General features: G+C 36.8%; 20 protein-coding genes and 1 other annotated feature. Of the genes, 3 read left to right on the top strand and 17 right to left on the bottom strand.

The window, feature by feature from the left end; genetic code table 11:
- From rfbA to lspA, 16 genes are all read right to left on the bottom strand, one after another.
- Window positions 1–870 (bottom strand): glucose-1-phosphate thymidylyltransferase RfbA, encoded by an 870-nt coding sequence (gene rfbA, locus FFX44_RS04365; RefSeq protein WP_289978269.1) that lies wholly within the window; start codon window positions 868–870, stop codon window positions 1–3.
- A 175-nt stretch (window positions 871–1,045) separates the two neighbouring features.
- A complete protein-coding gene (locus FFX44_RS04360) occupies window positions 1,046–2,044 on the bottom strand; it encodes a beta-1,6-galactofuranosyltransferase (RefSeq protein ID WP_289978267.1) in 999 nt (332 codons plus the stop codon).
- Between the two features lie 11 nt (window positions 2,045–2,055).
- Window positions 2,056–3,489: a polysaccharide biosynthesis C-terminal domain-containing protein gene (locus FFX44_RS04355; protein WP_289978266.1), complete on the bottom strand. Its 1,434-nt coding sequence runs from the start codon at window positions 3,487–3,489 to the stop codon at window positions 2,056–2,058.
- A gap of 872 nt (window positions 3,490–4,361) precedes the next feature.
- Window positions 4,362–5,312: a glycosyltransferase family 2 protein gene (locus FFX44_RS04350; protein WP_289978264.1), complete on the bottom strand. Its 951-nt coding sequence runs from the start codon at window positions 5,310–5,312 to the stop codon at window positions 4,362–4,364.
- Window positions 5,313–5,463: 151 nt separating this feature from the next.
- Window positions 5,464–6,300, bottom strand: a complete 837-nt coding sequence (locus tag FFX44_RS04345) for a glycosyltransferase family 2 protein (RefSeq protein ID WP_289978259.1) — start codon at window positions 6,298–6,300, stop codon at window positions 5,464–5,466.
- A gap of 331 nt (window positions 6,301–6,631) precedes the next feature.
- The gene (gene pyrE, locus FFX44_RS04340) at window positions 6,632–7,252 is read right to left on the bottom strand and encodes an orotate phosphoribosyltransferase (protein ID WP_289978257.1); all 621 of its coding nucleotides are present in this window, start codon (window positions 7,250–7,252) and stop codon (window positions 6,632–6,634) included.
- The gene (gene pyrF, locus FFX44_RS04335; RefSeq protein WP_289978254.1) at window positions 7,252–7,968 is read right to left on the bottom strand and encodes an orotidine-5'-phosphate decarboxylase; all 717 of its coding nucleotides are present in this window, start codon (window positions 7,966–7,968) and stop codon (window positions 7,252–7,254) included. The genes pyrE and pyrF overlap by 1 nt, the downstream gene beginning before the upstream one ends.
- Window positions 7,968–8,900 (bottom strand): dihydroorotate dehydrogenase, encoded by a 933-nt coding sequence (locus tag FFX44_RS04330; protein WP_289978252.1) that lies wholly within the window; start codon window positions 8,898–8,900, stop codon window positions 7,968–7,970. Before FFX44_RS04330 ends, pyrF begins: the two co-directional genes overlap by 1 nt.
- Window positions 8,901–8,933: 33 nt before the next feature.
- The gene (gene carB / locus FFX44_RS04325) at window positions 8,934–12,122 is read right to left on the bottom strand and encodes a carbamoyl-phosphate synthase large subunit (RefSeq protein ID WP_289978250.1); all 3,189 of its coding nucleotides are present in this window, start codon (window positions 12,120–12,122) and stop codon (window positions 8,934–8,936) included.
- Window positions 12,115–13,200 carry a carbamoyl phosphate synthase small subunit gene (locus tag FFX44_RS04320; RefSeq protein ID WP_289978248.1) on the bottom strand — a complete coding sequence of 362 codons (1,086 nt, stop codon included), beginning with the start codon at window positions 13,198–13,200 and terminating at the stop codon, window positions 12,115–12,117. The genes carB and FFX44_RS04320 overlap by 8 nt, the downstream gene beginning before the upstream one ends.
- A gap of 2 nt (window positions 13,201–13,202) precedes the next feature.
- Complete coding sequence (locus tag FFX44_RS04315; RefSeq protein ID WP_289978245.1) at window positions 13,203–14,486, bottom strand: dihydroorotase; 1,284 nt, start codon at window positions 14,484–14,486, stop codon at window positions 13,203–13,205.
- 1 nt (window position 14,487) lies between these two features.
- Window positions 14,488–15,435, bottom strand: coding sequence for an aspartate carbamoyltransferase catalytic subunit (locus tag FFX44_RS04310; protein WP_289978243.1), 948 nt, complete (start codon window positions 15,433–15,435; stop codon window positions 14,488–14,490).
- Window positions 15,436–15,445: 10 nt separating this feature from the next.
- Window positions 15,446–16,732 carry a solute carrier family 23 protein gene (locus FFX44_RS04305; RefSeq protein WP_289978242.1) on the bottom strand — a complete coding sequence of 429 codons (1,287 nt, stop codon included), beginning with the start codon at window positions 16,730–16,732 and terminating at the stop codon, window positions 15,446–15,448.
- A gap of 138 nt (window positions 16,733–16,870) precedes the next feature.
- Window positions 16,871–17,407, bottom strand: coding sequence for a bifunctional pyr operon transcriptional regulator/uracil phosphoribosyltransferase PyrR (pyrR, locus tag FFX44_RS04300; protein WP_057869368.1), 537 nt, complete (start codon window positions 17,405–17,407; stop codon window positions 16,871–16,873).
- 155 nt (window positions 17,408–17,562) lie between these two features.
- Window positions 17,563–18,468: an RluA family pseudouridine synthase gene (locus FFX44_RS04295; protein WP_289978237.1), complete on the bottom strand. Its 906-nt coding sequence runs from the start codon at window positions 18,466–18,468 to the stop codon at window positions 17,563–17,565.
- Window positions 18,461–18,907 (bottom strand): signal peptidase II, encoded by a 447-nt coding sequence (lspA, locus tag FFX44_RS04290; RefSeq protein ID WP_289978234.1) that lies wholly within the window; start codon window positions 18,905–18,907, stop codon window positions 18,461–18,463. Before lspA ends, FFX44_RS04295 begins: the two co-directional genes overlap by 8 nt.
- Before the next feature lie 457 nt (window positions 18,908–19,364).
- Window positions 19,365–19,602, top strand: a binding site (T-box leader).
- 125 nt (window positions 19,603–19,727) lie between these two features.
- Between lspA and FFX44_RS04285 the strand changes: the two genes are divergently transcribed.
- From FFX44_RS04285 to FFX44_RS04275, 3 genes are all read left to right on the top strand, one after another.
- Window positions 19,728–20,537: a homoserine O-succinyltransferase gene (locus FFX44_RS04285; RefSeq protein ID WP_289978231.1), complete on the top strand. Its 810-nt coding sequence runs from the start codon at window positions 19,728–19,730 to the stop codon at window positions 20,535–20,537.
- Window positions 20,538–20,542: 5 nt separating this feature from the next.
- Entirely contained in the window at window positions 20,543–21,664 is a 1,122-nt protein-coding gene (locus FFX44_RS04280; RefSeq protein ID WP_289978229.1) for a PLP-dependent aspartate aminotransferase family protein, read from the top strand.
- A gap of 229 nt (window positions 21,665–21,893) precedes the next feature.
- Window positions 21,894–23,036, top strand: coding sequence for a PLP-dependent aspartate aminotransferase family protein (locus FFX44_RS04275; protein ID WP_289978227.1), 1,143 nt, complete (start codon window positions 21,894–21,896; stop codon window positions 23,034–23,036).
- 114 nt (window positions 23,037–23,150) lie between these two features.
- Here FFX44_RS04275 and FFX44_RS04270 read toward each other — a convergent pair whose 3' ends face one another.
- Window positions 23,151–24,032, bottom strand: a complete 882-nt coding sequence (locus FFX44_RS04270) for a GNAT family N-acetyltransferase (protein WP_289978226.1) — start codon at window positions 24,030–24,032, stop codon at window positions 23,151–23,153.
- Between the last annotated feature and the right edge of the window lie 358 nt (window positions 24,033–24,390).

Raw genomic sequence — 24,390 nt, 5'->3', positions numbered from 1 at the left:
TTAACCCTCGCTCACTAATCTTAGTAAATATTGACCATATTGATTCTTCTTCAATGGTTGGGCCAATACCGCTAGCTGTTCTTTATTGATGTAGCCCATGCGATATGCAATTTCTTCTAAGCATGCGACCTTTTGATTTTGCCGCTTCTCAATCGTTGCAATAAATGATGATGCCTCAAGTAATGATTCATGTGTTCCTGTATCTAACCAGGCAAAACCGCGACCCATCAATTCAACTGACAGCGCTCCACGTGAAAGATATTCTTTATTGACATCAGTGATTTCCAGCTCTCCGCGTGGTGACGGTTTAATATTCTTCGCAATTTCGACGACATCATTGTCATAGAAATACAAACCCGTGACCGCATAATGTGACTTCGGATGTGTCGGCTTTTCCTCAATTGATAAAGCATTCATGTCCTTATCGAAGTCAACCACACCAAAACGCTCTGGATCATTTACATGATAACCAAAGACCGTTGCGCCGTGTTCCTTTTCAGCAGCACGCTGCAGCATCTTAGAAAGACCGCCACCATAATAGATATTATCTCCCAAAACAAGGCAAACACTATCGTCACCGATAAAATCCGCTCCTAAAATGAAAGCCTGCGCTAATCCTTCCGGCTTTGGCTGAACTTTATACTCAATATGTAGCCCAATTTCATGTCCGTCTCCAAATAATTCTTCGAATCTCGACTCATCTTGTGGCGTTGAGATAATCAAGATATCCTTAATTCCCGCTAACATCAATGTTGACATTGGATAGTAGATCATCGGCTTATCATAAATTGGCATCAATTGTTTTGATGTCGCACGTGTCAATGGATATAAGCGTGTACCTGACCCACCGGCTAATATTATTCCCTTCATGTCTGTCCTCCAAAAAAATAAATATTATTTTTTAATTTCCAGTATAGATTGTAACATAAACTAAAATTTTAAAGTACATCTTAGTAGTTTCGCCTATGCAGCTTTCTGGCAAATCAAAGTTAGATACATACTCAATCAAATATCAATATAAAAAAGTCATAATTATATCTAAAAATTAAATTTTATTAATTTTCTCAACAACTTGTTTTGTATAATATCCCGCACGTATTTTTTTAGCTATCTCATCAACATTAGCCTTCATTAACTGGTAATCATAAGGAGTAACTTTATCAAGAGCATTATCCAACTCAGATAAATTATTAATAGTAATTCCAATTTTATTTTTAATAACAAAATCAGCTAAAGCTGCCTGCTTCCAAATAATTATTGGTATTCCTGAGCTAATATACAACGAGGTTTTATGAGGGTTATTAAATAATAGATAGTGCCCATAGGTACCTGCACAAGTTGTAACTTCAGGTCCATCCCAAATTAAACCAAAATTTTGTGTCAAGTGCCTTGATAATTCTTCTGGGGAGTATTGACCCCCGTAAATGATATTTTTCGAATGTTGCTTTGGCATATCAGGTCCAAAAGTGTAAAGTTTATTTTTTGTCTTTACTTTGGTCAGAAAAGTTGACTTAAAAAGTGCCCCAGCAAAACAAATAGTTTTCTCATAAGAATGCAACTTCTGAATAGCTTGTGGATTATCATAGTCAAAAATTCCCAATACAATCATTGGCACAGTGACTTTTTGATTGACTAGCCAAATACGCATCTTTTCATTGTGTACAATAAGGATATCTGCTTGATTAAATAATTTAATCTCCCATTTAACTTTTTTGAGCTTAACATTATTTTGTAGACCTTGAATATCATGGATCCAAATAATAAATTTTCCTGTTTGATTTTTTTTTAATTTTGAAACAAATTTTTCAATCATATATTGTGAAGGTATTGGATACTGCATAATTAAGTTCTGTATTTTCTTATTTTTAAAAAACTTCATCATTTTAAAATGTGTATATAAAAGCTTGGAAAATTTATTTGGTTGATATGGATTAACTTTAAAAGATTCATAATTTTCCTGTTTCAAATATTTAATAATATCTTCTTTAGCTTTGCTTCCACCCATTTTTCCTGGGTCACGTGATGTAACAACGTAATTTACCATTTAAAATCTCCTCATTTTTCGTTTTTATTTTTATTTTCTTTAAAAATTTTTTTAGATTTGTCTAAGATTGTAGGCTTTAAAAACAAAATCACTGTAATGTAAATAACTGCTCCCAAAACAACTTCTGCAAAAATTGAAAATACACTTGTGTGTACAGTGTTATTGATTTTAAAAACGGGAATAAACATTACAATCCCAGCAACCAGATACTTCCCTACATTTTGAAATAACTTGCGATAACTAACAAGCTTTCTGATTGTCCATAATTGATACCCCGTTACACATACTTCGGAAAAGACAGTTGCAATCATAGCTCCTGACAATCCCCAAAAATAAATTAAAGGAAAATTCAAAATAATATTTACAATAGCTCCCACAATAACTGAAGTTGTATATTCTCGCGTATGATTCGTTGGCAGCAAATATTGCGTCCCAATTGCATTGCTCCACCCAATTAGGACAATTACTGGTGTTTCTAATAACATTGCCCCCCCTACGGGTCCAAACCCAGTTCCATAAAAATAAGGACCTAAGTGTAATGAGAGACCAGCAAGACCAAACATCATCGCAAACGTTAAAAAAGAAATGAAATCAAATGAATCGTATAACATTCGATTTATTTTTTCTTTCTGACCATTTGCAAAAGCATTTGCAACATGCGGCAACATCACAGTTCCAGTGGCTGTTGCCAAAGCTAAAACTGTTTTAATAATTGTATCTGCGTTGTTATAATAACCTGAGTTGACTGTACTTGTCATTTTACCCAGCATCGTCTTATTCAAGACTACGTAAACGCTAACAGCAATCTGAGGAACAAAAAGCATAACAGAAGGTCTAATATGTTTCAGCGGATGCAACTTTTTCAGTGGTACTTTAACAATAATTTCTTTGAGAAAAGGCCAAAGTGTCAAGTTCCCCAGCAAGGCCCCTAAACCAAGAATAATAATATAAATTCCTAAATCATTCTTATTTTTTACAAAAACAAAAATTGCTATTAGAGAAATAATTTTTACTAAAGTATTTCTCGTAACCGTCTTTTTAAAATCTTCTAGTCCCATATAAAGCCATGATATATCCAAAACAACTGCTAACAAATTAATTGATTGAAAAATCATTAGTGTTGGATAGTTACTAAAAGGAAGATAAATAAAAAAAGCAAGATATGCTAAAACCACCGTCACAACACGTAAAATTGTAATTTCCCAAAAAGTTCTTGACATTTCTAATTTATTCTCTCGCTGATAAGCAATTTGCCGATTACCATACAAATTAATTCCTAAACTTCCAAACAAAATGAAATACGTAATAATTGAATTGGTATATGCATTAATCCCAACACCTGTCTTAGTTAAAACTCGACTAATATATGTTGCTGTAACTAAGGGTAAAATTACTAGTAATAGCTGGTATCCAGCATTATACAAGTAGTTGCGAATAACTTTCATAACTTGCTCCTCTATGTTTTTTTATGTATTTTTGACTATATAAATAAATTGCTTATAATTCAATGATTTTTAAAATAACTAGCTATTTATAGTACTCACTAAAAGTTAGGCTGGGAGTAATTATAGCCGATTAACTAATAAACCTCAAACAAACACTAAGAAACTATTTCCTAAATTTAAGTGCAGCACCTAAATGACTAGACCAAAAGACCATAAAGACTTATTCTCAAATCACCACGGATTAAGAAAGAAATGTCTTCATGACCCCGACCTCCATTTCACCATTGGCAACAACTACACTCTTATGAATGTAAACAAATTATGGCTCGGCAATCTGGTGGCAAAATAGGCTGCCAGATTGCTGAAGAACTCGTTGAGTTCGAAGTACAATTAGCTAATTAAAATATCGAAATTTCTTACATAATTGGTTGATGTAAATCACGTGTTCGCAGCATTGACATTTTGTTCATTGATTTAAAATGCATATTGATGGGGTACCAATTGAATTACCTATGCCCCCCAACGTCACATAAGGTCTGGACACAAAAAACATAAACGAATAAACAAGTTCTGTACCAATCCATTGAAAAACCTCAACTACAAAGTTGTAAATATTTATTCTGCACACCTATATTCGTCCTGAGGGTACAGGTCAAATAAAAGTCAAAAACAATTAGTGAATTCATTCCCAAAAGGACAATTGCTGCATCAGCTAACTATAACGAAATTCCAAAATATTAAGGATGCACTTAACCCACAATCACGAAAACTTCTCGGTTATCATTCAGCAATATAACTCTTACCATATTTTGATTAAACTAACATATATGAACATGTTCAAAGTGTTGTGCTTGATTTGACGATTCGATTTATTAATATAAGTTGTTGTTGTTATTATATTTTCGCATTGAATCATCAAAAACATCATTTCGATCATGATCAATAAAATCTTGCATATTTCTTTGCCCACTTTTTGTTGCTCGACCACGTGACCTTTTTTGTAAAAATTCTTCTTTAGATTTCGTAAAGTAGTGATTAATTCTAATTATATCTGTACTAATCACTGGGAGAATAGGTCCAACAACTTCTTCTTCTTTTTCATTTATAGCATGATATCCCGGTAAATAAATTGGCGCATGAGGATCACTCAAAAAACCAATAGTTTTTCTTGGATCTACGATTGATTTTACATGACGATTTTTCTCAAAATCTTTTTTTGAACGATACACAAAATTATTTGTCAATAACCCTGTGGGTTTTTTTTGTAAAAATGAAGATCCATATATTTGCCAATTAACAGCTAATCCTCCAATATTTGCTTTAGAAAAATATTTAGTTAATAATTGAAGTAAATTTTGAGATTCATTTTCAATAAAAAGAAATTCATCTGCATCAAAAAAAGCCATATAACGAGAAAATTGTCCGAATCTATTCAATGCATCATTATATGCATCCATCTGACGTGCAATTCCCTTAAATTTTATGTAAGTAATCTTTGTCTTATACGATTCAAGAACCCTCAACGGGTCATCACTACTCTCATTATCATATATATAAAAATGTTCCGCACCAAGAGATAGATAATAATTAAGCCATTCTCTAAGGTATGGTGCTTCATTTTTTATAATGACAACTACAGTAAAGTTATATTTTACTTGTGTATAGTCCTTCCTTTGGAACCATATTTTACAAAATTTTAAAATTCCTGGTAACAATAATTTTAAATCTTTTTTAATTCGACTCCTAAGCATGTTATCATATGGTGAATTAATAAACGCGTCTAACCGTCTAACACTCCCATGAATTATTTTTTTTACGCTCATTTTCAATAACTCTCCTTCTTAATCAAAATATACAACGATTATTTGCTTATTTTTACTCAATATCAATTATATTTTGAATTATCTAGCAGACCTTTTATTTATAATATAGTAATCTCAAAAAAATTAAAAAATATTACTCCAATGTTTCTCACTATATTGGCAAGTGTAATTTAGCAATAAGATATGTGAGTCTAAGATAAAATACAAAAGCTACTTTTAGTTTAGTAAACATGTCCAATTTCATAACCCGATTAACATCTTTAAAAAAGCTAACCATTGTAGGAATTTTTTTTGGTTTCTTAATATCTAGCTTAATTTTTTCCTGCTTTTCACTAAAACCAATTGTGTTTTTTTCATGTAATCGATATTGAATTAAAGATTGATCATAAAATAATACTTCTCCAATATAAGCTGCTATCAACATTAGTTGCCAATCATGAAAAACTTCTTGATTATTTACTGCTAAGTACTTTTCTCTAACTTTTTGATCAAAACAGTAAGTACATCCTTGCACTACATTTCCCAGCAGTAAGCGATTAAAACTAACTACTGATAAACTATATCTATGTTTCTTCTCCACAAAGGAAGGAATATTATATTCTTCCTTATTTTCTATTGATCTATTCTTACTGTCAATCAATTCAAAATTTGAACACAGGAGACTACATTTTTTATCCTTCATGACTGTCAACATTTTTTCAACTTTTTCGGGAACCCATATGTCATCTTGATCAGCTAAAAATACATAGTCTCCACGAGTTGAAGCAATTGCTTGTTCAAAATTTTTAACATAGCCCAAATTTTGATTGTTAACGACTAATTTTATTTGATTATCTTTAAATTCATTAATAATATTTATAGTATTATCCTTGGATCCATCATCACAAATTATTATCTCATCAACAGGATACGTTTGACTTAAAATTGACTGTATTTGATCCCTCAAATACTTCTCACCATTATATGTAGTCATTGCTACTGAGATCATTATGAATACTCCTCATGTTTTTGTATATTTTAATTTCTTATACTAATTAGCTTCATGGTTCAAAAAATAGTAATGTACTTCTAGTCTAGTTACCAGTTTATTCAATTTACCACTAGATTGCAAGCACAAGTCAGTTTTAAGAATAATTCAAGTTGCTGTGAATCCAGTGATTGTTGTAAAATTCTTCAATGTACTAAAATAATGTTATTTTTGCGTCTTCATAATTTTTAACAGATAACTTTTGTTATACATGCAAGCAAACTAGACTTAGTCTAAAGATGATAAAAAAAGACTGCGACAAAAGAACTTGTCCAGCCTATGGTTACTTCCCTTATCTCAGCCATCTCTTTGGATCTTCACGCCACTTATGCAACAACTTGCGGTCTGCTGCCGTAATTTGATTTTCCTCTGCAGCGACTTCAATCAATTCGCTATAGTTAGTTAACGTTGCAAAAGGTATGTTTACAGCTGCAAAATTCTCTTTTGCCGCCTCCAACTGGTAGCTAAAAATCCCGCAAACACCAATCACATCTGCACCTTCCTTTTGAGCAGCTTCAACAGCCTTTAAGACACTCCCACCTGTTGAGATTAAGTCATCAATCAAAACTGTTTTTTGTCCTTTTTCAACGACCCCTTCGATTTGGTGCCCTTGCCCGTGATCTTTAGGCTTCGACCGAACATAAATCATTGGCAGAGTCAATTCAGCGGCAATCCAGGCAGCATGCGGGATTCCTGCAGTTGCAGTTCCTGCAATTACCTGCGCCTCTGGAAAGAGGTCACGGATTAAATTAGCAATTCCCCGAGCAATCTCCTTGCGAATCTTTGGGTAGCTGATTGTTAACCGATTGTCGCAGTAGATAGGGCTTTTAATCCCACTCGCCCAGGTGAAGGGCTTATTAGGTGACAAGGTCACTGCATTAATCTCTAGTAAGTCTTTTGCTACTTGCTTCATTATTTTGCATCCTCCCATAACTTCTTAACCGTTTGATATGTCTTGACGCGATCCTTTGCCTGCGTGATTGCTCTTCCTACAACAATTGCACTGCTTTGATTTCTAGCAGCCTCATCTGGTGTCATCACACGCTTTTGATCGCCACTAGCTCCCCCTGCTAAGCGAATTCCTGGAGTTACTCGCAAAAAGTTTTTGCCAGTTTCTGCAGCAATGATCCTCGCTTCTTGGGCAGAGCAGACAACCCCGTCCATTCCTGACTTTTTTGCCAGTCTTGCATAATTCAAGACACTTTCTTTTAATGGGACTGATACTAATTGTTCTTCTTCAACCATTTGCTGATTTGTCGAAGTCAACTGCGTAATTGCCAGTAATCTTGCAGTTTGTTTCCCATTGCTTCCATCCAGCATTCCAGATTTTGCAGCCGCCATCATTTCGCTACCGCCACTTGCATGCAGTGTTGTTAAATCAACTCCAATCTTTCCCAAAACCTTCATTGCACTTTCCACTGTATGTGGGATATCGTGACATTTTAAATCAAGGAAAACATCATGTCCCATTGCTTTGATTTCTCTAACCATATCTGTACCTTCACTGTAGTAAAGTTCCATCCCAATCTTAACAAATAAAGATTCATCTTTGGGAAATTCGGATAAAAATTGCACGGTTTCATTGCGATCGGGAAAATCCAGTGCAATAATCGGACGTTCAATTCGCATCAGCGATTACTCCTAACTTCTTCAATTAGAGCTTGTAAACTTGTTATTCCAAGTTCATCCAGCTTAGCAGGTAATTCTTCAATTAAATCGAGGCAGGCAGTTGGATTTTTAAAATGTGCCGTTCCTATCGCAACAGCATGTGCACCTGCAAGGTACATCTCAATTACATCTTCAGCATTTTCAATTCCACCTGAAGCAATAATTGGCAAGTCAACAGCATGACTTACTTGATAAATCATTCTGACAGCCAATGGTTTAATTGCTCTTCCAGATAATCCGCCTGTTCCATTACCTAAAACTGGTTTTCTAGTTTTAATATCGATTTTCATTCCCAAAGCTGTATTAATCATGCTAAGCCCATCGGCACCTGCAGCAGCAACCACCTTTGCTACTTCAACGATATCTGTAACATTAGGCGTTAATTTAACGAAAACCGGAATACTTGTAACTTCTTTGACTGCTCTCGTTAGTTCAGCCGCAACCTTAGGGTCAGTTCCAAACAACATTCCGCCTTCGTGAACATTTGGACATGAAATATTCAGCTCTATTGCATTAACTAAGCCTGATTCGCTCAATGCCTTAGCCACTGCTACATACTCTGATTTGGTTGATCCAGCAACGCTTGCAATCAGTGGCAGGTCTGGTACTTTCGCTCTTAATTCAGGGATTTTCTGTGATAAAATTACCGATAATCCTGGATTTTTTAAACCAACTGCATTTAAAGCACCATCTTCTACAACTGCCACTCTTGGTTCTGGATTACCTTCTCTTTCAATCAAAGTTACCGATTTCAAGATAATCGAACCCAATTGATTTAAATCATACATTTGTGCAAATTTATTGTCGCCAAAACCAAAGCATCCACTGGCTGGCATCACCGGATTTTTAAGTTCCAAGCCAGGCAATGAAACTGCTAAACGAGAATCTTCCATAAATAACCCACCTTTATATAACGATTGTCAAAACTATCTTATAACGTCAGTCGCAAAAGTACGATTCTCCATTGCTCGCACCAAAGCATCAGCTGTATTCAACGAGGTCAACAAGGGAATATTATGTTCAATCGCCGTTTGCCGAATTGTGAATCCATCTGAGGTCACTTCTTGATCGTGGCTCATTGTATTAATAACCAACTGGATCTTGCCTTCCTTGATGATTTTCAAGATATCTAAGTCAGATTTGCCAGCTTCGCCAATTTTATTCACTGTCATTACATGCAAACCACGTTCCTTCAAAAAGGCCGCTGTCCCATTTGTTGCAAATAAACGATATCCTATTTGGCTGAATCTCTGCGCAACCGGTAAAATAGTTTCTTTATCGCTACTATCAATTGTTAATAAGACATTTCCACTCAGAGGCAATTCCATCTTAGCTCCAGCAAAGGCCTTGAGCAATGCTTTCTCGAAAGTATGGTCGCTTCCCATTACCTCACCGGTCGACTTCATTTCAGGCCCTAGGTAACTATCAACATCTTCCAACTTACTGAATGAGAATACTGGTGCCTTAACATGAATTGTCTTACTCTCTGGATACAAACCAGATTTGAAACCTAGTTCTTTAAGCGATTGTCCCAAGATTACCTTAGTAGCCACTTGCGCCATTTCAATTCCTGTAATTTTACTTAGAAATGGCACCGTTCGACTTGCTCGCGGATTGACTTCCAACACATATGCCTCATGATCATGAATAATAAACTGAATGTTCATAATCCCAACACACTTCAAAGCAACAGCCAGCTTCTTAGTTGCTTCGACAATTTGCTGTTTAATATCTTCACTGAATGATTGTGGCGGATATACAGCCATCGAATCACCTGAGTGGACACCCGCGTGCTCGATGTGTTCCATAATTCCTGGTAATAAGACATCTTTTCCATCACAGATTGCATCAACTTCACATTCCATTCCCTCAAGATATGCATCAACCAGAATTGGATGATCAATCGCAGCCCTTGTATTATGTTCAAGATAATCATTTAATTCAGTTACATCGTTAACAATTTCCATTGCACGTCCACCAAGTACATAACTAGGTCTTACCAAGACTGGATAGCCAATCTCAGCGGCAATCTCTAGAACCCCTGCTTGCGTTGTTGCAGTCTTACCGATTGGCTGTTTAAGTCCTAGATTATTGATAACTTGATCGAATAATTCGCGGTCTTCTGCACGGTCCAGATCTTCAACTGTTGTTCCCAAAATTTTAACCCCATTTTCAACCAGACCAGCTGCTAAATTAATTGCGGTCTGCCCACCAAATTGGACGATTACTCCAAGCGGATTTTCCAATTCAATAACATTTAAAACATCTTCCAGAGTCAGCGGTTCAAAATATAGCTTATCGGAAACAGAGAAATCAGTCGACACTGTCTCTGGATTACTATTCATTACAATTGCTTCGTATCCCAGTTTTTGAATCGCCTTAACACTGTGCACCGTTGCATAATCAAATTCGACTCCTTGTCCAATGCGGATTGGGCCAGATCCAATTACAAGAATTGACTTTCTATCAGAGGGAACACTTTCATTTTCCAGATCATAAGTACTATAGAAGTAAGGTGTCTGTGATTCAAATTCAGCTGCACAAGTATCAACCATTTTGTACACCGGAATTATTTTATTTTCTTTGCGTAAGGCACGTACCTTGCTTTCCTTTAAATTCCAAAGTTTAGCAATTGTCAGATCACTAAAGCCATATCTTTTTGCGGTTTCAAGTGATTCTAAGTCGTTTGGATGCTTGCAGATTTCAACTTCTAATTCTGTAATATGCTTCAATAAATCAAGAAAATAGATATTAATCTTTGTTAATTCATGAACTTCTTCAATCGTGTAACCTCGTCTGAATGCCTCAGCCAAATAGAAGATGCGGTCATCTTGTGGATGCATAATCTTCTCTTCAAGCTTCTGATCAGTAGCTGCTTGTGCCTCATCAGACAACAAATCTTTTTCGTCAATCTCAAGTGAACGAACTGCCTTTTGCAATGCCTCTTCCGCAGTTCGACCAATCGCCATGACCTCACCAGTTGCTTTCATCTGTGTTCCCAACTTACGGTTTGCGCGCGCAAATTTATCAAAAGGCCACCGTGGAATCTTAGCCACAACATAATCAAGAGCTGGTTCAAATTCAGCATATGTTGTTCCAGTAACTGGATTCTTGATTTCATCTAGAGTCAGTCCAACTGCAATCTTAGCTGCCATCTTCGCAATGGGATAACCCGTCGCCTTGGAAGCAAGTGCCGAAGAGCGGCTCACACGTGGATTAACTTCAATCACATTATAATTAAAGCTATTCGGATCAAGAGCAAGCTGAACATTGCAGCCCCCCTCAATCTTCAATGCACTAATCAAGCGCAGTGAGACATCACGCAACATCTGATATTCACGATCGGCAAGTGTCTGTGTTGGAGCAAAAACAATCGAATCACCCGTATGGATTCCCACTGGATCAAAATTTTCCATACTGCAGACAACCATTGTGTTACCCGCATGATCACGCATAACTTCAAATTCGATTTCTTTATATCCTGTAATACTTTTTTCAATCAGACATTGTGTGACTGGTGACAAATCCAGACCGTTGGCTGAAATTTGGTCCAACTGCTCCTTATTGTCGCAAAGTCCGCCACCGGTTCCGCCCATTGTAAAAGCTGGGCGCACAATTACCGGATATCCGATTTCATCAGCGAAATCAAGTGCCTCTTGTGTTGTATTAACAGTCTTTGATGGTGGAACAGGTTCGTTTAAGTCATTCATTAGTTCTTTGAACAATTCACGATCCTCAGCCTGATTAATGGCCGTCAGCTTGGTCCCAAGCAATTCAATATCAAGTTCATCCAATATTCCTGTCTCGGACAATGACATTGCCATGTTTAGCCCAACTTGACCACCAAGCGTTGGTAAAATTGCATCCGGATATTCTTGTCGGATAATTCGAGAAACAGAATCAGTTGTCAGTGGCTCAATGTATACACGATCAGCAATTTCCGTATCAGTCATAATTGTTGCGGGATTCGAGTTGACCAAAACAACTTCATATCCTTCTTCGCGCAGTGCCATACAAGCCTGTGTCCCAGAATAATCAAATTCGGCTGCCTGTCCAATAATAATTGGACCAGAGCCAATTACCATAATTTTGTGAATATCAGTTCTCTTAGGCATTACGTTCATCCTTTCTCGTATCAATTACATGCATAAAATCATCAAAAATGTCGACTGCATCATGGGGACCAGGTGCAGCATCTGGATGAAACTGCACGCTAAAAGCTGGATAATTTTTGTGTCGGAGTCCTTCAACAGTTCCATCATTGATCTCACGGTACGTAATATTCATTACATTATTGTCGACAGAATCTGGTGCCACTGCATACCCATGATTCTGTGAGGTAAAGCAGATTCTCCCACTCGCAATTTCTCTAACAGGATGATTAAAACCACGATGGCCGAATTTCATCTTGAACGTGTCGGCACCATTAGCTAGTGCAAATAATTGATGCCCTAGGCAAATTCCAAAAAGCGGTAATTTCTTTTCAATTTTTTGAATCATTTTGATGGCTCCAGGAAGCGACTTAGGATCACCAGGTCCATTTGATAATAAGACTCCATCCGGCTTTAACTTGAAGATGTCTTCTGCTGTAGCATTATAAGGTAATACGATAGTATTGCAATCGCGTTTAGCTAGCTCCCGTAAGATACTGTGCTTCAATCCAAAATCAATTACTACAACATTGCGCTTACTTCCTGGGTTCGGATAAGGTTTGCTTGTTGACACCTGTGCAACAAGATTTTCATTAACAACCGTCGCATTTAACTGTGAGAAAGCATGCTCAAAATTATCAGTAGCATCAATAATTCTGCCTTTCATAGTTCCAACCGAGCGCAGCTTCTTTGTTAGTGCACGCGTATCAATCCCTGTAATTCCAGGAATCTGCATCTGTACCAAGAAATCTGCAAAACTACTTTGTTGTCGCCAATTACTTGAGACTCGTGCTAGTTCATGACAGATAACGCCTTTGCATCCTGGTTCGATTGATTCATAATCATCAAGATTTACCCCGTAATTGCCAATTAAAGGGTTGGTAAACACTAATATTTGGTTTGCAAAAGACTGATCTGTAACAGCTTCCTGATAACCTGTCATTCCCGTCGTAAAGACGACCTCCCCAGTAGTCGTGCTATTTGCACCAAAACCTTCTCCTTTGAAGATGCTGCCATCTTCTAAAATCAAATAACGTTTCAAGTTCAGTCCTCCTTTTGATAAACGAGCTTTCCATCAACAAATGTCATAATTGTCTTGCCATATACTTTATCACCTGTAAAAGGTGTATTTGTCCCCTTTGAGAGATATTCTTCTTCTTTTATTTCGGATTCCTTATCTAAATCGAACACAGCTATGTCTGCAGGCTTGCCAATTAGCAATTCTCCTGCATTCTTCATTCCAAAAGCTTTTGCTGGTGCGCTGCTCATCTTATCCAACAGCATTTCTAGCGTTAACTTACCGCTCTTCACAAAATGTGTATACAGCAATGTGAAGGCCGTCTCACTCCCGGTTATTCCAAAAGATGCCTGACACATCCCACCAACTTTTTCTTCATGACTATGTGGTGCATGATCTGTAGCAATCATATCGATTGTGCCATCTAACAATCCTGCCAGTAGAGCTGCTTTATCACTTTCATCGCGTAGCGGAGGATTCATCTTGAAATATGCATCATCACTCGGAATATCCTCATCACTCAGTAAAAGGTGATGTGGCGCAACTTCACACGTTACATTGATTCCTTTTGACTTCGCCAAACGCATCAATTCAACACTTTCTTTTGTTGATAAATGACATGCATGATAGTGTACCCCAGTTTTTTGTGCAAGGATTAAGTCGCGTGCTAGTTGAGATGATTCACTCAGACCGAGCATTCCCGGAAGTCCCAATTCATGTGAACGACTACCTTCATTCATCACTCCATCATTCAGTAATGAATTATCCTCAATATGTTCAACAAGTGGCATTCCTAAGTCAGCAGCCTGTTTCATTGCTTGATACATCGTTCCCGCAGTCTGGATTCCACTTCCATCATTACTGTAGGCAAATGCTCCGGCTTGTTTTAAAGCGGCAAGATCATTAATTTGCTCACTTTTTAATCCCGCAGTAATTGCTGCATACTGCTTAATATGAACAACACCGTCAGCTTTATTTTTGGCAATTACATTCACTAAGCGTTCAGCCGTATCAGGAACCGGATTTAGGTTTGGCATTGCGCAAACAGTTGTAAAACCGCCATGTGCCGCTGCGAGACTGCCTGTTTTGATAGTTTCCTTATAAGTAAAACCAGGTTCTCTATAATGAACATGCACATCCACGAGTCCAGGAGAAACCAATTTGTTTGAAACATCAATCTTATTGATATCTCCAAGCAGTCGTCCAAGATTTTGTCCAAAAGCTGTAATTAACCCATTTTGTACAAGCAAATCCATTTTTTGCAGCTTACCAGCTTGATATACGAGCCCATTTTCAAGTAAAAAATTCATTTTAGAGTCCTCCCAAATGTCTGCCTGCAATAACTGCTTCAAGCATTGCCATCCGCATGTACACACCATTTTGCATTTGCTTAACAAATCTTGACTTAGGTGCTTCAACCAATTCTGAAGCAATCTCAACCCCGCGGTTTATTGGGCCGGGATGCATTATGATGGCATCTTTCTTCATTTTTCCATAGCGCTCAAGTGTTAAACCATATTGTTCATGGTACTGCACAGCAGAAAAGCCTGTTTCTTTAGTATGTCGTTCATGCTGGACTCTTAATAACATCACTACATCCACTTGCGTAATCAATTTATCGACTTCCAAATACTCTCCATATTCTTCAAATTCTTTTGAATACCAGTAGCTTGGCCCTGCAAAAAAAACTTGTGCTCCGAGTTTTTTTAATAACTGCATATTGCTACGTGCCACTCTAGAGTTACTCAAATCTCCGATAATTGCGACCTTTATATTCTTAAAAGTTCCAAATTGCTCATAGATTGTCATCATATCCAGTAACGACTGCGAAGGATGCTGCCCACTACCATCTCCCGCATTTACCACACCAATCGCAAGTTTTTGCATTGGTTCAAGTTCAATTAATTTTTTATAATATTCATTTTCCTGATGACGCATAATTGCTAGATTAACTCCAATCGCATTCAAGGAAAGCAATGTGTCATAGAGCGTCTCGCCTTTTTTTACCGAACTGGCAGCAGGATCAAACGGAATTATCTGTAATCCTAGCTTACGTTCAGCCATCTCAAAACTACAATGTGTTCGTGTACTGTTCTCAAAAAACATGTTAACGACATAGACAGGTTGTTCAAATTGTGGTATTGCTCCGCCATTCTTAAAATAAATTGCACGTTCAATCAACGCCCGAACCTGATCATCATGTAGCTCCTTGACTGTTACAAAATGCTGCAACTTCACGTGACTTTCTAGCTCTAACATTCCTTATCTCCTACCTTTCGCTTACTGCTTTCTCAGGAAGAACCAAATTCAAAATTATGCCAAAGACTGTTGCTAACGCGATACTTGTCAATTGGAAGCTTCCTAATTGCAAGTAAGTTCCACCAATTCCAATAACTAGGATAACTGATGTAATAATCAAATTTCGCTTTAATTCATAGTTTACTTTATTGTCTACCAAGATTCTCAAGCCATTCGATGCAATCATTCCAAATAACAAGAAGCTAATTCCGCCAATTACTGGACTTGGAATTGAATGTATTAATGCACTGATCTTGCCTATAAAGCTGAACAAAACTGCAAAGCTTGCTGCTCCACCAAGTACCCAGATACTGTGAACTTTTGTCATTGCGAGTACTCCAATATTTTCACCGTATGAGGTTGTAGGAGGTCCCCCAACAAGCCCTGCAATAATTGATGATAGTCCATCTCCAAAAAGCGTGCGGTGTAGCCCTGGATCTTCGAAGAAATTCCGCTTGGTTAATTTATTCAAAACCATTACATGTCCCATATGTTCAGTCATTGTTACAAAAGCAATTGGAGCCATTCCGATAATTGCTGCCGGATACCACTTAAAATCATAGTTGACGAACATTGCATCAAAGGCTGGCAGAGAAAACCATTTTGCTTCCGCAACCGACTTGAAATCGACAATCCCAAGAACTAATGCTAAGACATAACCGCAGACAATCCCAAGTAATACTGGAATCATACTAGGAAAGCCTTTGAGAAACATGTTAAAAATAATTGTTATTAATAAAGTACAGATTGCAACTATAAAATATTTCAAGTCATAATGTGTTCCATTCATCATTGCATTGGTTGCTGCTGTTGTCGCAATTGAAAGTCCAATAACAATAACGATTGGTCCGACAACAACTGGAGGTAAAATTTTATTAACCCAGTTACTACCAAAACGGCTGACAATCAAGGAAACAATTAGATAGACTAGTCCAGCTGAAATCGCACCTTGTGCAACTGCAGGATATCCGTCAGTCTTCATTAGTACCTGCATTGTTCCAATAAAGGCAAAACTCGAACCAAGATACGCTGGAATTTTTGCCTTAGTACATACTATATAAACTAAGGTTCCAACTCCTGAACTAAACAACGCAATACTAGGATTAATTCCTACTAAGAGCGGTACAAGGACAGTTGCCCCGAACATTGTAAATAAATGCTGAATCGACAATACCAGCCAATAACCAAAACTTGGTCGATCTTTGATATCTAGTAAAGCCTCATCGTTCCTAAATTCCTTTTGTTCCTTTAAATTCATCTTCATTCTCCTTCTATACAAAAAAACCTGAATCTTGCTTGATCCAGGTCGGCATAAGGTCAGGGTAAGTCCCTCATTTAAGGGGCTGGCTCTTCAACCTTTTTGCTCTCTCTGGAGTCAATTAAATGGTCGTAACTATTAGATTTTTTCTATCTTGATTGAATCCTTTTCATCAATTTCCTCAACCTCAACAGAAATCTGTTCGTCAAGTGATGTAGGAATATTCTTACCGACAAAATCTGCACGAATTGGTAATTCACGATGTCCACGATCAACCAATACTGCCAGATTAATTTTCTTGGGACGACCTTGATCCATCAATGCATCAAGTGCTGCACGAATCGTACGTCCAGTAAATAATACATCATCAATTAAAATAACTTGTTTCTCAGTAATATCAAAATCAAGTTTTGCTGAATTAACAATTGGTTCATTCTTGCTCGCAGCATCGTGACGATCATCACGATATAATGAAATATCGAGTTCTCCGACAGGAACATTTGCCCCTTCAAGCTGTTGTAAACGTTGTGCAATTCTCTTTGCGAGATAAATGCCTCGAGTTTTAATACCAACAATTACCAAGTCCTCGATGCCCTTATTCTTTTCGATAATTTCATAAGTCATTCGCGTTAAAGCACGTTTCATTGCCATTGAATCAACAACTTCTTTAGCCATTTTTTCCTCTCCTTTTTGTCATTTGTCCATTAAAAAAGCCACCTAGCCAAATGGCTAAGTGGTAGACTTCTGTCTTTATTCCGAGTTCAATTAAGACACTGCCTTCTTAGCCTCACGGGACTATGTTTAAAGGACCTTGATTAGATACTAATTTACTAGAGATTATCTTGTTTGTCAAGATAGTCCAATGTTTTTCTAAAAATTTCTGGTAAGGGCACATCGAAAATCAACTCTTTACCAGTTCTTGGATGCTTGAACCCGAGCTTACCAGCATGTAAAAACTGGCCATTACCCTTAATCGTTTTAGTTGGACCATAAAGCGGGTCACCAACTAGTGGATGTCCAATATATTTTAAATGCACTCTGATTTGATGAGTCCGTCCTGTCTCCAAAATACACTTGAGTAACGTGTAATTATGGTAGCGTTTGATAACAGAAAAATGTGTTACTGCGTTTCGTCCACCTGAAACAACTGCCTGCTTCTTGCGTTCCTTTGGTGATCGTCCTAGCGGGGCATCAATCTTCCCACTATCTTCTTTAATAACACCATGAACCAAAGCAGTATACTCTCTAATATTTGTCTTGGCTTTCAGTTGTGCCGCGAGACTACGATGTGCCTGATCATTTTTAGCAACCATTAACAACCCTGAAGTGTCTTTATCAATACGATGAACAATCCCGGGACGGAATTCACCATTGATTGTCGACAGTGGACTATGCGCCAACAAAGCATTGACCAGTGTCTTGTCTGGATGACCTGGTGCCGGATGGACTACCATACCTTGAGGCTTATTAATCACTAGGACGTCTTCGTCTTCGTACACCACTTCCAATGGAATCTTTTCTGGCTGGACACTAATTTCTTTGACAGGAGGAACAGTTAGTTCAACTTGATCATTTTCTCTTACTTTATAGCTGGGCTTCGCTGGCTGTGAATTTACTAAAATTGCCCTTTCAATCAACCATTGTTTTAGCTGTGATCGAGAATATTCAGGAAAAAGTTCGGTCAAAGTCTTGTCAAGTCTTCCTCTTTGTGTACCAATTATTTTTTTTTCAGTCATTCTTATCATCCCGTAACATGGCAATTATGATAACCAGCACACCCACAGAGAGCGCTGAATCGGCAACATTAAAAATAGGAAAATTAATAAAATCAAGTTGCAACATATCAACTACATATCCTATTCTGATTCGATCAATGAAATTGCCTAGCGTTCCACCTATCATCAAACTAATTCCAAGGGCATACACCCAATTCTTCCATAGCTTAAAAAAAAGATAACCTAACACACCTAGAGCAATCACGGTTATTAAAAATAAGAACCATTTTTGCCCAGTGAAAATATTCCACGCCGCCCCATAATTACGAATATGGGCTATTGATAAAGTAGATGGAATAAGTTGAACACTGCTATTCAGCGGAATGTTACTTACTACCAATAATTTTACTATTTGATCCAGTAAGATAATTGCAAAAATCAAAAAGATATATAGCGCCATTATGACGTATCCTCGCTTTCAGTATACCTCTGTTCTTTTACAGAAACAGCATATGTAATTCAAGCCTATATTATACCGCACTTAAAGAAAACCTTAAACCCTTGTTTCATCAAAAATAAATATCATCTTGGAATTTGGAGGGAGTGTGCCATAAGTCGGGAAAATTTTAGTATCAATTAGAAATTGCGAACATAGTGAGAATTTTGCTATGAGTAATTCGAAGTTAGACGGAAAATTTTGACTTAAGAACCATGTTTATCCGTAATAATATAGAGAAACTAGACCAAAATTTAACTTTTGACCCAGCTCATGGAACAAAGGTTATCCTTTGCAGCAACAAACTATATTTTTAAATAGCCGTTGATTATAAAAAAATGCCAAATGGACTTAATTATTTTAATTCCAATCTGAGAAAATGCTTGACCTTTTTTTAATTTAGTTTTAACCTAGTTAATAATAATTAACGTTGAAAAGATAAGTAATATTTAAGCAATATTACAGAAAGCCGATTTTGCTGAGATTCGGTTATTGCAAAAATATGAAGATGGTCTTGGAGTTTGAGTAAGGTGAGCTGTTGTATGAAGTAAACCTTACACGGGTACACCCGTTATAGTGTTCACGCATAGATTTTATTTTGTGCGTTTGAGAGCTTCTTTAGCTAAAACCGGGTGGTACCACGACAAGTCGTCCCGCAGTTTATTTTTAGACTGCGGGCTTTTTTTATTCAAAAATACGGTGCATTATCATGAATCTTAATCTAATTGTAACTGTGAAACGCCGACAATTAGAGAAAAACTAGCAAAAAAGGAGGCACATTAAAATGGCTGTAATTTATATTACCAATGGATTTACCAAAAATACAAATACTAGCCACCCAGAAACATTGGCAGTATTACTAATAAATTTAATGCCTGATCGTGCAGAAACCGAGCGCCAATTTGTCTCTTTGCTGAAAAATTCAAGAAGAGATATCACATTAACCTTTTGCTTGCCCAAAACACATACTTTAAAGAACAATGCTCGTGAATCATTAGAAAAATATGCAACTTTTGATGAAGTCAGCTCAAACTACTATGATGCATTGATCATTACTGGGGCTCCACTAGATCGTTTGAATTTTACTGCAGTCGATTATTGGAATGAATTTTCAAAGATAATAAATTGGCGTAAAACCCACGCGAACCAAAGTCTTTTCATTTGTTGGAGTGCATACGCTGCAGGAGAGATCGATGGAATTTTCAAAGGACAACAACTTACTAAAAAAATTGCAGGTGTCTATACAACCAACAATTTAATTATCCCGCATTCACGCTACTTCACAATTCCATTACGTAATTCGATTGACGGGAAAATTCTGGCTGGAAATACTGAAATTGGAGCTGTATTAATTCAAAATGAGCGATTACACTCAACCTACTTGACAGGTCACTTAGAATATCAAACTGACACCTTAGCGCAGGAATATAAGCGTGATTCACTTGCAGGACTTGCACCCCACAAACCAAATAATTATTTTGATAAGGATGATATTCCCATCAATACTTGGAATTCAACAGCTAATAGCTTCTATCGCCAATGGCTAGATAATATTATTGCAACAAAAGTATCAACTGCCCTGAGAAAGGAATAACTAATTTGAAAAAATATGAAATTGAAACACTTTTGGCCCAAGCCGGAAATCATAGCCAAGAGGATCCTTATGGAACGGTCGCAACTCCGATCTATCTCTCATCGACTTTTCGTCATGGCAAACTATCCGATGTAGACAACTTTGACTATGAAAAGCAATACGCTTATTCAAGAATGGCTAATCCAACACGAAAAATACTAGAACAAACACTCGCATTGCTGGAAGAAGGTGCCAAGGGGTTTGCTTTAAGTTCTGGAATGGCTGCAATTGAATTAGTATTCTCTCTCTTTAAAAGTGGTGACGAGATCATCTCAACGGATGACTTATATGGTGGAACATTCCGCTATTTTGACCATCTCAGTGAACATTATGGCTTTAACTTCACACAGTGGAACGGAATAGATAATGATGAACTTATCAAAAAAATTACTACTAAAACTGTCGCACTTTGGATTGAGACACCTTCAAATCCTACGATGAAAAAAACAGATATTGCAGAAATTGCTGCACTCGTTCACAAAGTCAATTCTAAGATAAAAATCATTGTGGATAATACTTTCTATACTCCAATCTACCAGAAGCCACTTAATCTTGGAGCTGATATTGTAGTTCACAGTGCTACTAAATATCTCTCTGGTCATAATGATCTTCTTGGTGGTGCAGTTATTTGCAAAGATACAAAAACTGCCGAAACTTTGACATTTAATTTCAATACCACGGGTGCTGTCCTTGATCCTTTTGATTCATGGCTGCTTTTGCGGAGTCTCAAAACACTTCCACTTAGAATGAAACAGCATACAGAAAATGCACAGAAAATTGTTAAGTTTTTATCGAAGTCACCTGCTGTATCAAAAGTCCTTTATCCTGGTGAAGGTGGAATGATTAGTTTTTACCTAAAGGATCAGTCAAAAATGGCAGCTTTCTTCGACAGATTGAAAATCATTTCGTTTGCAGAAAGTCTAGGTGGAATCGAATCTTTAGTTACAATACCCGCAAAGCAAACACACCATGATATGTCGGTTGAACAAAGAGAAAAATTGGGTATTACTGAAAACTTACTGCGTCTCTCAACTGGTCTCGAAAATAGCAATGATTTGATTGTCGAATTAAAAAACGCATTAAAGTGACTTACGTCAGCACTAAAGTACCGAGCTTCTAAGAACAAGCATAACTTATCTCATACATTTCAGTATTCGACAGCGGTTCACTCTATTACTAAGGTTTAGCCCAAATCCAGTTCCAATATACTGGAAACCAATTAACAGAATACAATTCTGGTCGGTCAAAACACTAATTCATCTTACGATTAAAATCATAATTTTTCTTAGTTACCGACCCTATAAAGGAGTCTTTTAAATGAGTAAATTCAATACCAATCTCGTTCATGGAATACCCTGTAAGGAAAATAAAACAGGAGCAGTAAATCCACCCATCTATACTTCAACCACATATGCCTATCCCAATGCAGAATCTGCAGTCCGTTGGGACTATGCTCGTTCTGGTAATCCAACACGTGAATTTTTGGAAAACCAAGTCGCACGGCTCGAAAACGGAGATAGGGGTTTCGCATTTTCATCTGGAATGGCAGCTATTCATGCGGTACTTTCAATCTTCTCACCTGGAGACCATGTAGTTATCGGAGACCAGATCTACGGTGGAACATTCCGACTATTTAATCAATTCTTCAAGCGCTGGAATATTGAATTTACCGCAGTTGACACACGAGATTCTGCCGCAGTAAAAACAGCTATTAAGCCTAATACTAAAGCAATATATTTCGAACCCATCACAAATCCACTTCTGCACGTCACAAGTGTGCGTGCTATTGCAGAGATTGCACAGCAAAATAACCTGTTAGTTATCGTAGATAATACTTTTTTAACACCCTATCTTCAACAACCACTAAATCTCGGAGCAGACATAGTTATTCATTCTGCTACAAAGTATCTTGGAGGGCATTCAGATGTAATTGCTGGAATTGTGGTTACTAAAAGCAAAAAATTATCAGATAAGTTATATTTTTCCCAAAATGCTATCGGTGGGATTCTCTCCCCTGAAGACTCGAACTTAATTCGCAGAGGGATTCAAACTCTTAGTGTGCGCTTAGATCGACAATTATTAAATACGCAAAAAATCGTGGTTTTTCTTCAAAAAAGAAATGACATTAAGAAGATTAATTATCCAGGGATTGTGGGAACTCCTGAACATGATGTCGCAAAAAATGAATGCAAGGATTTCGGTGCAGTTCTATCATTTGAAGTTCAAAATATTAATGTTATCAAATTTGTTAATAATTTGAAATTGTTTCAATTAGCAGTAAGCCTAGGTGCAGTTGAAAGCCTTGCCGAATTACCAGCAAAAATGTCGCATGCAGAATTATCAGCCAAAGAACTTCTTGCTTGTGGTATTTCACCCAACCTTGTCCGCTTGGCAATCGGAATTGAAGATGCAGATGATTTAATCGTAGATTTAGAGCAGGCATTGAATGCAGCAAAATAACTTAATTTTATTTCTTTGAATTATTATTGACAGAAACTTTTTTACCTGCATTAAATAGTTTTTTTGTTCTGGATTATGTTTAGTTCAAACTGTCTAGTATAACTCTTAAGTTTATTATTTTTCGTATAAATAATAAACTTCGGTTTCCACTTCAAATCCAATGCTTCTGTATAAATGAAGTGCTATCGAATTTGAACCATCAACTGCAAGAACGTAATCTCTGCTATCCAAATTTTTAGTTGAGAACCTTTCTATTATCTTAATAATAAGAGTACGTGCGAATCCCTGTTTGCGATATTTCTTTGCAACAAAAATTCCATATAAGTAATATTCATTCTTTGCACTAATATCAACAGCGCAACAGCCAACAATTTTTTTATCATATATTAAGACAAAGTTTTTATTAGCCTCATCCGCTAAACCCTTTCTTAAATATTTTTCTGCCTCTTTTGCTGAGGAGTCAGAAAACGACTCTGTATAAATTGGTATGACCATTGGAACATCTTCTAACTCAAGTAATCGAATTTTCAAATTTGTTCGTGTAACTGTGAATTTTTGCTTAGTCTTATTTAGCCTCATCTGATATTCTGGTTCAGGATCAGCAATTAGGCCCCAATTATTCAAAAAATCTGGATTGTTGTCCAAAAAACTCTTCTCTGTAATAAACTCCCAATTCTGATAGCCAAATTCGCGTAAAACTTGATACGCATTTTGCCACAGCCTTGTCCCAATTTTTTGGTGTCTATTTTGTGGTGCAACTGTCATGAATACATCAACAGATTCATTGTGATCTCCATCTGCATAAAGCATAATAAGGCCAACTAATTTTCCAGCACTTCTAGCTGAAAAAAAGGTTGGCATTTGTGGATAATAATTAAATTGACTGCTTAAATATGGATCTTTTTTCGAACCATCATATTCATGTACTTTTTCAATCAAGTGTGTCACTTCTCGTTTTTCTACAGCAGTGAGTTCTTTAGCTTTTTTATATTCCATTATTATTTATCTGCCTCTCATAAATTATCAATTTATAGCAATATTCTAGCATGAACGCTGGATATGTCGAATTCCATTCTAATTACTGCGTTATAATTGCAAAAAATGAGGTGAGATATTTTGCGAGTAGAAAAAACAACTTTAACAAACTTATGTATGCTTACCAGTAAAGACAAGGTACTAGTTGAAAACCGTAAAAATAAAAACTAGTCGGGTATAACCTTTCCATGTGGACTTAACTGGATAGTAGTTGACTTGATTTTGTCATCAGCAAACTTCTCTCTGTACTTCATAATACCCAATTTAGGTAGCTTCAAATAATGATTATCAATCAATCTAACATTTTCCAATATATTGA

It is taken from the genome of Lactobacillus sp. UCMA15818 (assembly GCF_030400225.1).
Classification (GTDB): Bacteria; Bacillota; Bacilli; order Lactobacillales; family Lactobacillaceae; genus Liquorilactobacillus.
This window is presented reverse-complemented; position numbering and strand designations above follow the sequence as displayed.